Source organism: Amycolatopsis nalaikhensis (genome assembly GCF_030264295.1).
Classification (GTDB): domain Bacteria; phylum Actinomycetota; class Actinomycetes; order Mycobacteriales; family Pseudonocardiaceae; genus Amycolatopsis; species Amycolatopsis nalaikhensis.
Window position 1 is genome coordinate 10,590,995 of record NZ_CP127173.1, and the last position, 12,911, is coordinate 10,603,905.

At 72.6% G+C, this 12,911-nt stretch carries 11 protein-coding genes and 1 pseudogene; 2 read left to right on the forward strand and 10 right to left on the reverse strand.

Annotated elements, in window-relative coordinates; all coding sequences use genetic code 11:
* Window positions 1–57: 57 nt before the first annotated feature.
* Genes nadC through nadA form a run of 3 tightly spaced genes read right to left on the reverse strand, consistent with a single transcriptional unit; the run spans window position 58 to window position 3,598 of the window.
* Window positions 58–951 (reverse strand): carboxylating nicotinate-nucleotide diphosphorylase, encoded by an 894-nt coding sequence (gene nadC / locus QP939_RS51370; protein WP_285454282.1) that lies wholly within the window; start codon window positions 949–951, stop codon window positions 58–60.
* A complete protein-coding gene (locus QP939_RS51375) occupies window positions 948–2,591 on the reverse strand; it encodes an L-aspartate oxidase (protein WP_285454283.1) in 1,644 nt (547 codons plus the stop codon). The genes nadC and QP939_RS51375 overlap by 4 nt, the downstream gene beginning before the upstream one ends.
* On the reverse strand, window positions 2,588–3,598 hold the full coding sequence (nadA, locus tag QP939_RS51380) for a quinolinate synthase NadA (protein ID WP_285454284.1): 1,011 nt from the start codon (window positions 3,596–3,598) through the stop codon (window positions 2,588–2,590). The genes QP939_RS51375 and nadA overlap by 4 nt, the downstream gene beginning before the upstream one ends.
* A gap of 112 nt (window positions 3,599–3,710) precedes the next feature.
* On the opposite strand from nadA, the gene QP939_RS51385 reads away from it, so the two are divergent.
* The gene (locus QP939_RS51385) at window positions 3,711–4,343 is read left to right on the forward strand and encodes an NUDIX hydrolase (RefSeq protein ID WP_285454285.1); all 633 of its coding nucleotides are present in this window, start codon (window positions 3,711–3,713) and stop codon (window positions 4,341–4,343) included.
* A gap of 40 nt (window positions 4,344–4,383) precedes the next feature.
* Complete coding sequence (locus QP939_RS51390; protein ID WP_285454286.1) at window positions 4,384–5,100, forward strand: LON peptidase substrate-binding domain-containing protein; 717 nt, start codon at window positions 4,384–4,386, stop codon at window positions 5,098–5,100.
* Window positions 5,101–5,207: 107 nt separating this feature from the next.
* Here QP939_RS51390 and QP939_RS51395 read toward each other — a convergent pair.
* The 7 genes and pseudogenes from QP939_RS51395 to QP939_RS51425 form a co-directional block, all read right to left on the reverse strand.
* A pseudogene (locus QP939_RS51395) lies at window positions 5,208–6,249 on the reverse strand (M48 family metallopeptidase).
* Between the two features lie 48 nt (window positions 6,250–6,297).
* On the reverse strand, window positions 6,298–6,894 hold the full coding sequence (locus QP939_RS51400; RefSeq protein ID WP_285454287.1) for a DUF2567 domain-containing protein: 597 nt from the start codon (window positions 6,892–6,894) through the stop codon (window positions 6,298–6,300).
* Window positions 6,895–7,037: 143 nt separating this feature from the next.
* Window positions 7,038–7,244 carry a biotin synthase auxiliary protein BsaP gene (bsaP, locus tag QP939_RS51405; protein WP_434219624.1) on the reverse strand — a complete coding sequence of 69 codons (207 nt, stop codon included), beginning with the start codon at window positions 7,242–7,244 and terminating at the stop codon, window positions 7,038–7,040.
* A complete protein-coding gene (bioB, locus tag QP939_RS51410; RefSeq protein WP_285454289.1) occupies window positions 7,231–8,244 on the reverse strand; it encodes a biotin synthase BioB in 1,014 nt (337 codons plus the stop codon). The genes bsaP and bioB overlap by 14 nt, the downstream gene beginning before the upstream one ends.
* 72 nt (window positions 8,245–8,316) lie before the next feature.
* A complete protein-coding gene (gene bioD, locus QP939_RS51415) occupies window positions 8,317–9,042 on the reverse strand; it encodes a dethiobiotin synthase (protein ID WP_285454290.1) in 726 nt (241 codons plus the stop codon).
* A gap of 45 nt (window positions 9,043–9,087) precedes the next feature.
* Complete coding sequence (locus QP939_RS51420; RefSeq protein ID WP_285454291.1) at window positions 9,088–10,518, reverse strand: alpha/beta hydrolase; 1,431 nt, start codon at window positions 10,516–10,518, stop codon at window positions 9,088–9,090.
* Window positions 10,519–10,627: 109 nt separating this feature from the next.
* Window positions 10,628–12,781, reverse strand: a complete 2,154-nt coding sequence (locus QP939_RS51425) for a SulP family inorganic anion transporter (protein WP_285454292.1) — start codon at window positions 12,779–12,781, stop codon at window positions 10,628–10,630.
* Between the last annotated feature and the right edge of the window lie 130 nt (window positions 12,782–12,911).

The following is a 12,911-nucleotide window of genomic DNA, read 5'->3' on the forward strand; positions in this document are numbered from 1 at the left end:
GGAAACCCCAGAGCGGAAAGTACTTCCGCCGCCGCCAGTTTACCCGGGAACGGCCCTTCAGCGAAGGTCCATGCCCAGATCCAACGCGGGTGAGGAGTGGGTCAGCCCGCCCACCGACAGATAGTCCACACCGGACTCGGCGTAGGCCTTACCACGGTCGAGGGTGAGGCCACCAGAGGATTCCAGCCGCGTCTTCGGCGAAACCTCGTCGCGGCGCGCGACGGCCCGGCGGCACTGCTCCGGCGTGAAGTTGTCCAGCAGCACCTCGTCCGCGCCCGCGGCCAGTGCCTCCTCGAGCTGCTCGAGCGTGTCGACCTCCACCTCGCACGCCAGTTCCGGCGCGTGCTCGCGGGCCGCGGCCAGCGCCGCGGTCACCGAACCGGCGGCGACGACGTGGTTGTCCTTGATCAGCACCGCGTCGCCGAGCCCCAGCCGGTGGTTGACGCCGCCACCGCAGCGGACGGCGTACTTCTGCAGGAGCCGCAGGCCCGGCAACGTCTTGCGGGAGTCGCGGATCGCGCAACCGGTACCGTCTACTTCGGACACCCAGGCGGCGGTCGCGGTGGCGACGCCGGAGAGGTGGCACAGCAGGTTCAGCGCCGTCCGCTCGGCCGTGAGCAGCCCGCGCACCGGCCCGCGCAGCACCAGCGCGGGCTCCCCCGCGGCCAGCCGCTCACCGTCTTCGCGCTCGGACAACAGTTCATAGGCGTCACCAAGCACCATGTCGAACACCGCCAGTGCCGCCGGCAGCCCGGCGACGACGCCGTCGACGCGCGGGGTCAGCTCGGCCACCGCGGTCGCGGAGGCGGGCACGGTCGACGCCGTCGTCGCGTCCGGCCCGTACCGCAGGTCCTCTTCCAGCGCGGTGGTGACCACCCGCCGCACGTCTTCGACGTCGAGGCCCGACGCGGCGATCCGGCGCAGGACCGGTTCGGAGATGGGGAACGTCATGCCACGCCTTCCAGGGGGATCGGGTCGGCCAGCACCGGCTGGCCGGACGGGCTGAGCCGGAGGTGCTGGCTGCGCCGCCAGCCTTCGTCCGGCGCCGGGAAGTCGGTGCGCACGTGGCAGCCGCGCGACTCGGTGCGCCGGACGGCCGCGGCCAGCAACGCCTGCGCCACCACGGTCAGCGCCGCGTCTTCGACGGCCTCGTGCGTCCACAAGGGACTGTCCTGGCCGGACAGGTCGAGCACCGAGCCCGCCGCGGCGAGCCCGTCGGCGTCGCGGCCGATCGCCGCGTACCGGCTCATCACCCGCTGCAGGGCGTCGCGCTCGGCGGTGCGTGCGGTGGTCCACGACGGCAGCCGCCCGCGGGCCGGGTCGGCCAGCAACCCCGCCGCGAGGTCCGCCGCGACAGCCTCGGCGACGCGCTGCCCGACGACCAGGCCTTCGAGCAAGCTGTTGGAGGCCAGGCGGTTCGCGCCGTGCAGGCCGGTCCGCGCGACCTCGCCCGCGGCGTACAGCCCGGGCACCGACGAGCGTCCGTCCACAGTGGTCGCCACGCCGCCGCACGAGAAGTGCGCCGCCGGGGTCACCGGGATCGGGTCCACCGCCGGGTCGAGCCCGAGCCGCCCGCACGCCGCGAAGACGGTCGGGAACCGCCGCGCGAACCCCGGGACGCCGGTCGCGTCGAGGAACACGTGGTCGTCGACGCCGCCGGGCGCGGTCGCCATCCGGCGCGTGATCGCCCCCGCGACGACGTCGCGGGGCGCCAGGTCGCCGAGCGGGTGCACGCCCGCCATGACCGGCACGCCGGCGGCGTCGACCAGCGTCGCGCCTTCGCCGCGCACGGCCTCGGTGACCAGGGGGCAGCGTCCCCGCGCGCCCGGGGTGTACAGGACGGTCGGGTGGAACTGGACGAACTCGATGTCCGCCACCGTCGCCCCGGCCCGCAGCGCGAGCGCGAGCCCGTCGCCGGTGGCGATCTCCGGGTTCGACGTGGCCTGGTAGAGCTGCCCGAGCCCGCCGCTGGCCAGCAGCACGGCCGGAGCGCGGACCACGCCGGGCACGCCGTTCGCGTCGAGCACGGTGACCCCGGCGACCCGCCCGCCCGGCGTGCGCAGCGCGTCGACGGCGATGTGGTGCTCCAGCACCGGCACCAGTGCCTGCCCGGCCTGGGCGACCAGGGCGCGTTCGACCTCGGCGCCGGTGGCGTCGCCGCCCGCGTGGATGACGCGGAACGCGCTGTGCCCGCCTTCCCGGCCGCGCGCGAGCAGGCCGTCGCCGGCGGCGTCGAACTTCGCGCCGTCCGCCCGGAGGCGGGCGACCGCGGCCGGGCCGCCGTCGAGGATCGAGCGCGCGGCAACCTCGTCGACCAGCCCCGCGCCCGCGGCGAAGGTGTCTTCGGCGTGCTTCGCGACCGAGTCGTCGAGATCGTGCTGGTCCTCCAGGACCACGGCGACGCCGCCCTGGGCCCAGCGCGTGTTGCCGTCCTCGACCGCCGCCTTGGTGACCACCAGGACGTGCAGCCCGAGGGCCTGGGCGCGCAGCGCGGCGGTCAGCCCGGCGACGCCGCTGCCGACGACGACCAGGTCCGCGCGAGCCTCCCAAACCGGAGTTTTCGCCTGTGGGTCATTAACCGGCGTGCTCATTCGCCGCCGCCGGGCTGCCCGATCTCGATCATCCGCTGCACCGAAGCGCGGGCGCGGGCGGCGGTCTCGACGTCGACGTGGACCTCGTCGAGGCCGTCGCGCAGGCACCGCAGCAGCGCCGCGGGGGTGATCATCTTCATGTACCGGCAGGACGCGCGGTCGTTCACGGCGCGGAAGTCGATGTCCGGCGCGGCCTTGCGGAGCTGGTGGATCATGCCGATCTCGGTGGCCACCAGGACGGACTTCGCACGGGTGTCGCGGGCCTCGTGGACCATGTCGCCGGTCGAGAGGATCTTGACCCGATCCGGGGCCACGGCGCCCTCGCCCGCCAGGTAGAGCGCCGACGTCGCGCAGCCGCACTCGGGGTGGATGAACAGGTCGGCGTCCGGGTTCTCGGCCGCGCGCTCGGCCAGCTCGGCGCCGTTGATGCCCGCGTGGACGTGGCACTCCCCCGCCCAGACGTGCATGTTCTCCCGGCCGGTCACGCGCTTGACGTGCGCGCCGAGGAACTGGTCCGGCAGGAAGAGAACTTCCTGGTCAGCCGGGATCGAGGCGACGACGTCGACCGCGTTCGAGGACGTGCAGCAGATGTCGGTCTCGGCCTTCACCTCGGCCGTGGTGTTGACGTAGGAGACGACCACCGCGCCCGGGTGCTCGGCCTTCCAGGCACGCAGCTGCGCGCCGGTGATGGAGTCGGCGAGCGAGCAGCCGGCGCGCGCGTCCGGGATCAGGACGGTCTTCTCCGGCGAGAGGATCTTCGCGGTCTCGGCCATGAAGTGCACGCCGCAGAAGACGATGGTGGACGCGTCGCTGCTCGCCGCGATCCGGCTCAGCGCCAGGGAGTCGCCGGTGTGGTCGGCGATGTCCTGGATCTCCGGGACCTGGTAGTTGTGCGCGAGCAGGACCGCGTCGCGCTGCTTCGCCAGGCGCCGCACCTCCTCGGCCCAGGCCGCGTTCGCCGCCACCCCGCCGTAGGGGGTGAGGTCTTGTTCGAGCGTCGAAGTCATGCTGGCCCTCCTGGACCTGTCTCCGGTTTTCGCCTTACAATCGAAAACCGTGCGAAGTCATCTTAACACCCAGGCCCCCCTCGCCCACGAGGTTTTGGGAGCGGTCCTTCAAGTGCGCTCCGACACACTGCGGGTGCTGCTGTGGCGCCGCGCGCTCGACCCGCACCTCGGCCGCTGGTCGCTGCCGGGCGGACGGCTGCGGCCCGACGAGGACGTCGAGACGTCGATCCGGCGCCAGCTGGCCGAGAAGGTGGACGTCCGGCAGCTCAAGCACGTCGAGCAGCTGGCGGTGTTCAGCGACCCGCACCGGGTGCCGGGGCCGCGCGTGGTGGCGACGGCGTTCCTCGGGCTGGTCCCCTCCGACGTCGACCCGGAGGTGCCGGAGGACACGGAGTGGCACGACGTCGCTTCGCTGCCCAGGACGGCGTTCGACCACGAAGCGATCGTGCTGCGCGCCCGCGACCGGCTGCGGGCGAAGCTCAGCTACAGCAACCTCGGGTTCGCGCTGGCGCCCGAGGAGTTCACGATTTCGGCGTTGCGCGACCTGTATTCGGCGGCGCTCGGCTACCGCGTCTCGGCGACGAACCTGCAGCGCGTGCTCTCGCGGCGCGGCCTGCTGGTGCCCACCGGTCACACGGCCGCACCGGGCCGGTCCGGCGGCCGCCCGGCGGCGTTGTTCTCCTTCGCGGGCAAGGGCATGCAGATCACCGATCCGTTCGCGGTGTTCCGGCCGCCGAACCGGTGACCATCCTGCGCAGGGCGCGTTCTCCCCTTACCGTGGACGCGTGACCGAGCCGGAATCGGAAAGCCACGCGACGACGACCTTGCTGCCGTTGTTCCCGTTGCAGACCGTGCTGCTCCCGGGGACGAAGCTCCCGCTGCACATCTTCGAGCCGCGCTACCGGCAGCTGACGGCGGACCTGGTCAGCGGCACGGTGCCGGGCCGCGAGTTCGGCGTGGTGGCGCTCCGGTCGTCACTGACCCGCGAGGTACGTGGTCTGGACCAGCTGTACGAGATCGGCTGCAGCACGGTGCTGAGGGAGGCGAAGCGCCTGCCGGACGGCCGGTTCGACGTGGTGACGCAGGCCCAGCGCCGCTTCCGGCTGCGCGAACTGGACTGCACGTCGGCGCCGTACCTGATCGCCTCGGTGGAGTGGGTCGAGGACGACCCGGCGGACCCGTCGGGCGAGATGGCCGAGCGCCTGGCGACGGTGGCCCGCGCGGCCCACCAGCGGTACTGCGAAACGGCGTGGCGCAGCGACGACTGGCACGCGCCCGCCCCGGACAGCAGCCTGGCCGAGCTGGCCTACCAGCTGGCGGCGGACTGCCTCCTGCCGCTCGAGGACCGCCAGCGTCTGCTCGAGGAACGCCACCCGCTGCGCCGGCTGCGCATCGCGTGCCGCCTGCTGACGCGCGAAGCGGGGTTCCTGGACACGCTCGGCGCGGTGCCCCTGCCGCCGGGCGAGCTCACCGACCTGAGCCGCCCGGCCAGCCTGAACTGACTCGGCCCGGCCACCGCGGGCTGAAGGGCCCTTTCCTCGCATCACATGAGCGGAAAGGGCCCTTCACCGCATCAGACGACATGAAAGTCCCCTTCAGCCCACCCCGATCAGCCCTCGGAACCGTTGCCGTTCCCGGTGCCGAACTTGGTCCACACCTTGCCCGCCGCGCCCGAAACGGCCTCGCCGACGTCGCTGAACACCTTCGTCAGCGGGTCCGCGGACGCGCTCCACGAGTCCTTGTACGACTTGGCCGCCGACTTCAGGTCGTCCTTCCAGTCCGACGTCGGGCTGTCGTCGTCGCGGCGCGGGTAGTCGCCCGCCAGGATCGCCCGGTACTCCGGGGATGCCGCCCACTTCTGCAGCTGCGCCGCGCGGACCACCGCGAACGGGTGCGACTCCGTCTCGACGAACTTGAGCTTGAGGAAGCTGTCGCGGATGTCCTCGACCGACTCGTACTCGGCCGCCTGCTGCAGGAACGACGGGATGTCGATGCGGGACGGGTCGATGCCGCCCGCGATCTGGATCTGGGCGCGCAACGCCGCCGTCGGGTCCTGGCCGCACAGCAGGCCCGCGCGGTCGCACGACAGCTCCGCCTTGCGGAACCACTCGCGCAGCGCCGCGATCACCGCGCGGATGCCGAGCGCGCTCACCGGCGTCCACGACATCGACAGCTGCAGGCTGATCAGCCGCACCATGATCGTGCGGTACACCGCGTGCCCGGACAGCACGTGCCCCATCTCGTGCCCGAGCACGAACCGCAGCGAGTCGAGGCTCATCAGCTCGACCAGGCCGGTGCTGACCCGGATGAACGGCTCGTCCATGCCGACCGCCGCCGCCTGGACGCGCGGGTCCTGGTAGACGAACACGTTCGGCACCGACGGCAGGTCGAGCGTCTCGGCGCATTCGTGGCGGAGCCGGTCGAAGCTCCGGGTACTGCTTCGGCCCGACGCGGATCGACGACGCGACCGCCATCAGCCGCTCGCCGCGCTCGTTGTAGAACCCCGAGATCGCCTTGACGACCTGCGCGAACCCGGGCACCGCGCGCAGCGTGGCGAGCGCGCCGCGGTCCACCGGGTGCTCGTAGGCGCGCGGGCTGATGCCCGGGAAGCGGACGACGTTGCGGCGCGAGACCTCGATGTCTTCGGTCACTGCTGGAACCCCCCATGTGGTCGAGGGCACCAGCCTAGGGGAACCGGGTCAGCCGAGGCGGCGGCCCAGGTCGTCGCGCCCGTTCCAGGTGGCCAGCAGGCTGTAGGTGACGGACACCCCGAGCGGCCCGGTGAGCAGCACCCACCACGACTCCAGGCGCGGCGCCAGCTCGATCACCGAGCCGAGCGCGGGCGGGGTCGTGATCGTGTAGTGGCCGTTGGCCATCCGGACGCCGATCCACATCGCCAGCGCGCTCGCGAGCGCGACGCCGAGCACGGCGGCGAGGAACACCACCGGCCCCCGCCGTTCGCGCAGCAGCCAGGTGACCACGCCCACCACGACCCCGAACCCGAGGGTGAGGAACCCGAACACGGCGAGGTCGTCGAAGCGGTGCCAGCTCTCCAGTTCGAGGGCACCCTGGGTGCCGTCGGCGGAGATGATCCGGACGCGCTCGGGCGGCGCGAGCCGCGACCACAGGAGGCCGATCGGGAAGCTGAACACGGTCAGCGTGAGCGCGACGCTCAGCGCGGGCAGCAGGTCGGCCTTGACGACGACGCGCGGCCGCCGCTCCCGGAACAGCACGGGCACCGACCACGGCCCCGCCACGGCCGACGGCCGGTGCGCGGGCCCCGACGACTCACTCACCCGGGACTCCCTCCTGCAAAGGTGTGACAAAGGGTAACCGGTCGACGCAGGAAAGGCCGTGCCCGGGCACCGGGTGTCTTGAATGAGTCATTCAGGTCTTCGGAGGTCCTGAATGACTCATTCAAGACCTCGCGACGCCGGGGTCAGCCGCTCGCCGTCTCCCCGTGGCGGCTGCAGCGGGCGGTCCAGCCGAGCGGGCTCACCTGGACCACGAGCCGCCGCGCGCAGTACGTGCAGTAGCGCGGCGGCTCCAGCGCCGTCCGGGGGTTGTGGCACGCCGGGTGGTCCACCCCGCCCGGCGACTCCTGTCCACAGTGGACACAGAAGGCGGGTGCGTCAGAGGCTGTCACTGAGGGCCTTGATGGGCATCTTGAGCTCGTCGAGCATCTCGAGGTCCGCCGAGGCGGGACGGCCGAGGTTGGTCAGGTAGTTGCCGACGATGATCGCGTTGATGCCGCCGAGCATGCCCTGCTCCGCGCCGAGGTCGCCGAGGGTCAGCTCGCGCCCGCCCGCGAACCGCAGCATCGTGCGCGGCATCGCCAGCCGGAACGCCGCGACCGTCCGGAGCGCGTCGCGGCCCTCGACGATCTCGTAGTTCTCGTACGGCGTGCCCGGCTGCGGGATGAGGAAGTTCATCGGCACCTCGTGCGGGCTCAGCTCGGCCAGCTGCACCGCGAACTCCGCGCGCTGCTCGACCGTCTCCCCCATGCCGATGATGCCGCCGCAGCAGACCTCCATGCCCGCCTCGGCGACCATCCGCAGCGTGTCCCAGCGCTCTTCCCACGTGTGCGTCGTGACCACCGACGGGAAGTGCGAGCGCGCCGTCTCGAGGTTGTGGTTGTAGCGGTGCACGCCCATGTCGACGAGCTCGTCGACCTGCTCCTGCGTGAGCATGCCGAGCGAGCAGGCGATCTGGATGTCGTTGCCGTCCTCGCGGATCGCGCGGACGCCTTCGCGGACCTGCGAGAGCAACCGCTTGTCGGGGCCGCGGACGGCGGCGACGATGCAGAACTCCGTCGCGCCCGTCTCGGCGGTCTGCCGGGCGGCCTTGACCAGGTTCGGGATGTCGAGCCACGCCGAGCGCACCGGCGTCGGGAACCGGCCGGACTGCGAGCAGAAGTGGCAGTCCTCGGGGCAGCCGCCGGTCTTCAAGCTGATGATGCCCTCGACCTCCACCTCGGGCCCGCACCAGCGCATCCGCACCTCGTGGGCCAGCGCGAGCAGGTCGGGCAACCGCTCGTCCGGCAGCCGCAGCACCTCGAGCACTTCGGCTTCGCCCAGGCCGGCGCCGTTTTCGAGGACGTGCTCGCGAGCGTAGGCGAGCACATCGGTGTCCGGGACTGCGGTCACGGCGTCTCCTCGGTCGTGGTGGAAGCGTCCCTCATCGTGCACGAAGGCACCCCGGGACGACAGCGACGCAGGTCACTTCCCGGCGGAAGCGCACCCCGCGAACAGCTCGGGGTCGAACTCGCCGCCGAACCACGGCGAGAGCCCGGCCCGCGCCGCCGCCAGGAACTCCGCGGGCGACGCCTCGCCGAGCCCGGCGGGCAGCACGCCGAGCAGCGGCGCCCCGGCCGCGACCGGCAGGTCTTCGAGGTTGGACAGCGACGCGAGGTCCGGCTCGGCGGGCCACGCGCCGATGATCACCCCGGCCACCGTGAGCCCGCGTTTCGTGGCGACCTCGGCGGTGAGCGCGGTCGCGTTGAGCGTGCCGAGCCCGGCCTCGGCCACGATGATCACCAGCGAGCCGAGCGACCAGGCGACGTCGGCGAGGCTGGCGCCGGTGCCGTCGAAGCGCACCAGCAGCCCGCCCGCGCCCTCGATCAGCGTGAGGTCGTGCCCGGTGTCCAGGTCGGACGCCGCGCGGGCGATCTCGCCGGGGTCGAGCGTGGGCAGGCCGCTGCGGCGGGCCGCGGCCTCGGGCGAGAGCGGGTCGGGGTAGCGGCGCAGCTCGCGGGTGGTGACGCCGTCGCCGGCCAGGCGGACGACGTCGGCGAGGTCACCGGGCTCGTCGGGCCGCACGCCGGTCTGGGCCGGTTTCAGCACGGCGACGCGCTGCCCGCCGGCCACGGCCAGCGCCGCGATCGCCGCCGTGGTGATCGTCTTGCCGACCCCGGTCCCGGTCCCCGTCATCACCAGCATGGTCACGGACCATGAACATAGTGACCCCGGGGACCGGGCCGCAGCCCGGGCTCAGGCCGGGCAGGCGGTGTCCGCGGCCGGGCGGACGCCGTCGGCGAGGTAGCGGGCCACCGTCGCGTTCGCGCAGGCGTTGGTGCCGAACAGGTACGCGCGGTGCCCGCCCTGGTCGACGCTCACCAGCCGGGCCCGGTCGCCCAGCGCCCGCCGCATCTCGACGCCGCCCGGGTAGTCCGTGCCGTTGTCGCGCAGGTTCTGGACCATCAGGATGTTCGACGGGCCGTAGTCCCCGATGCGCACCTGCGGTTCGGTCTTGCGCGCCGGCCAGAACGCGCACGCCCACACGTTCGCCGCCGCCGCGCCGAGCAGCGGGTAGGCCGCCCGGTCGTGGTCCACCGCGCGCCGGTAGACCTCGACGTCGGTGGGCCAGCCGTCCATGTTGCAGACGATCGAGAGCAGCCCGGAGAAGTCGAAGCCGGGCGGCAGCGGCGGCCGCGTGATCGTGCCGTCCGCCGCCTGCTGGTAGACCTGCGCGAGCAGCGGGAACGTCGCGTCCGACTGGGTCAGCGCCTCGTTGATCCAGCGGAACGTGGCGCCGTCGACGGTCTCGATCGGCGTCTGGTCGAGCTTCGCGGCCAGCTCGAAGTACTTCGCCTTGACGGCTTCGGGGGTGTCGCCGAGGCCGTAGGTCGCGTTCTGGGAGGCCGCCCAGGCGGCGAAGTCGGGGAAGTGCTTCTCCAGGCCCGGGGCGAACCGGCGCGACCAGGTGTAGTCGAGGCCGTTCGGGCCGGTCGAGCTGTCCAGCACGAACCGGTCCGTGCGCCACGGGTACATCGTGGCGTAGGTGGCGCCGAGGAACGCGCCGAAGGAGTAGCCGAGGAACGAGACCTTCCGCTCGCCCAGCGCCGCCCGGATGCCGTCGAGGTCACGCGCGACGTTCCGGACGGTGATGTGGGGCAGCAGCGGCGCCGACGGCGCGGCCGCGCAGCCCTGGGCGTTCTGGCGGGCGACACCGGCCTGCTTGTCGACGTCCGCGTTCGTCACGGCGTAGGCGGGCGGGATCATGAACGTCACCGGCAGGTCGCAGGTGACCCGGGTGCTGTTCCCGGCGCCGCGCGGGTCGAACGCGACGAGGTCGTAGGTGTCCCGCACGGACTGCGGCAGCCCCAGCGCGATCAGCTGCAGCGGCAGGGAAAGCTGCGAGTCGCCCTGCGAACCGGGGTTCAGCAGCAGCACGCCCCGGCGCTTCGCCGGGTCGGCGGCGGGCAGCCGGGAGAACGCGAGCGTGATCTGCTGCCCGGTCGGGCGGGCGTAGTCGAGCGGCACGCTCATCGACGTGCACTGCAGGCCCTGGGTCGGTTCGGGCACCCCGGCGCACGGGCCCCACGTGAGCGTGGTGCCCGTGGCGGCCGCGGTGGCCGGGAACCCGGTCACCGCGGCCAGCACGGCCACGGCGAGCACCCGGATACGTCTGGAAAGCGACATGGACTGGCCATCCCCCTTCGGCGCGACGGCGCGCGGGCTCCCCGTCCCGTGTGCCTTGTGGACGCCCGAAGTTAGGAGGTCGTGCCCCACCCGGGAACCGCCGTTCGGGCTACTGCCCCGCGGCTGTGAACGCGCGCGCCTCCCCGTCGAGCAGGTGCACGCTGGCGGCCCCGACGTCGAAGTACATGCCGGTCAGCTGCAGTTTCCCGGCCGACTCCGCCGCCGCGACCAGCGGGTACTCCCGCAGGTGCTCGAGTTGTTGCAGAACGTTGTGCAGTGCCAGCCGGTCGGCCTCGCGAGCGGGCCGCACGCCGTCGACGGTGACGACGTCTTCGCGCCGGGTGCTGGGTTCGACGTGCCGCAGCCAGTCGCCCAGCGGTCCCGCCGGCGCGCCGTCGGTGACGGCTTTCATTGCGCCGCAAGAGGAATGTCCGCAGACGACGATCTCCGCCACCCCGAGCACGCCGACCGCGAATTCGATCGACGCGTTCATCGACGGGTCGGCTTGGCCGGGTGGGACGAGGTTGCCGATGTTCCGGATGGTGAAGAGGTCTCCCGGGCCGCTCGTGGTGATGAGATTGGGCACGATGCGAGAATCGCCGCACGTGATGAACAGCGTCCGCGGCTTCTGGCTGTCGGCCAATCCGGACAAGGTGTCCTTCAGCAGCGGCGCGGCCCGGCGGTGGAACTCGGTCGCGCCGCGGCGGGTGTGCTGCGCCGGGATGCCTTCGACGGCCTGCCAGGCCGACCACGGCGCGAGCCACCGCGGCACCGCCCGGCTCGCGGCGAGCCGGGACCGTGTCGGGCGCCCGGCTTTCCCTTCGCCGAACCAGGGGTGGCCGATCTCGTCGACGTCGACCGTGCCGCCCGCGCGTTCGTGCGCCTGCTGCCAGGTGTGCAGGCTTTCGAAGGCGGCGTGGTCGAGGTAGTCCACGACCAGCTCCAGCCGCACCGGCACGCCGGCCGGGACACCGCCGAGCACCTTCGACAGCCGCGGCACTGACAGGAACGTCAGCACGCCTTCGACGACGACGCGCCGGGTGTCGCCTTCGGACTCGACGTGGATGCCCGACCAGAGCGTGCGGCGCAGCATCAGCACCAGCGCCAGCCCGATACCCGCGAGCACGCCGGTGAGCAGGTCGAACACCACGACCCCGGCGAGGGTGAGCAGGTAGACGGGCAGGTCGCCGTGGGCGAGGACGGTCCTCATGTGGCCGGGGTTGACCAGCTTCGCGCCGACGTGCACCAGCAACCCGGCCAGCGCCGCCAGCGGGATGCTTTCGATCAGCCCGGCGAGCAGGACGACGAACAGCAGCACCCAGACGCCGTGCAGCACCGCCGACGCCCGGGACTTCGCCCCGGCGGCGACGTTGGTGGAGCTGCGGACGATGACGCCGGTGACCGGCAGCCCGCCCAGCGCGCCGGACACCATGTTGGCCGCGCCCTGGCCGACCAGCTCGCGGTCGAGGTGGGCGCGCGGGCCGGTGTGCAGGCGGTCGACCGCGACCGCCGAGAGCAGGCTCTCGACGCTGGCGATCAGCGCGATGGTGACGACGGCGAGCGCGAACCCGCCCCAGCCGTCGGGCAGCTGCGGGACGAAGTGGACGTCCAGCAGGTCACCGGGCAGCTCGACGCGGGGCAGCGTCATCGCGAAGACCACGGAAACGACGGTCGCGAGCGCGATCGCCGCCAGCGGGCCCGGCACGCGCCGCACGGCCTTCGGCAGGCGCGGCCAGGCCAGCAGGATCGCGATGGTGAGCAGGCCGACGATGGTGGCCGAGTCGTGGTGGGCGACGATCTGGCCGGGCAGCTCGGCGATGTTCTCGATTGCGGAGCTCTGCGCCTTGCCGCCGAGGATGACGTGCAGCTGGCCGAGCACGATCGTGACGCCGATGCCGGCCAGCATGCCGTGCACGATGGCGGGCGAGATGGCCAGCGCGGCGCGCGCGATGCGGCTCAGCCCCAGCAGGATCTGCAGCGCGCCGGCGGCGACGGTGATCGCGCAGGTGACGGCCCACCCGAACGTCTGGATGGTTTCGGCCATGACGACGGTCAGCCCGGCGGCGGGCCCGCTCACTTGCAGCGCGGAGCCGCCGAGGGCACCGGCGACGATGCCGCCGACGACGGCGGCCACCAGCCCGGCGGCGACCGGCGCGCCCGAGGCGAGGGCGATGCCGAGGGACAGGGGAACAGCGACGAGGAAGACGACCAGTGAGGCCGGCAGGTCGTGGCGGAGCACGGCGAGGGGTCTCATGATCACCATGCAACCGGAAATCGAGTGAAATGTCCGCTATGTGCCACTCGTTCGGGTGAACAACTGGCCACATTTAGCCCGAATGTCACAAACCGGACAGATCGTTAACACACCGTTCACAAGATCGAATCGGTCACCC

Bases quoted from the DNA above. Each gene is read 5' to 3' on its own strand.
- QP939_RS51420 (WP_285454291.1), bottom strand. From the start codon at position 10,518: ATGTCGCTTTCCAGACGTATCCGGGTGCTCGCCGTGGCCGTGCTGGCC.
- QP939_RS51375 (WP_285454283.1), bottom strand. From the start codon at position 2,591: ATGAGCACGCCGGTTAATGACCCACAGGCGAAAACTCCGGTTTGGGAG.
- nadC (WP_285454282.1), bottom strand. From the start codon at position 951: ATGACGTTCCCCATCTCCGAACCGGTCCTGCGCCGGATCGCCGCGTCG.
- nadA (WP_285454284.1), bottom strand. From the start codon at position 3,598: ATGACTTCGACGCTCGAACAAGACCTCACCCCCTACGGCGGGGTGGCG.
- QP939_RS51425 (WP_285454292.1), bottom strand. From the start codon at position 12,781: ATGGTGATCATGAGACCCCTCGCCGTGCTCCGCCACGACCTGCCGGCC.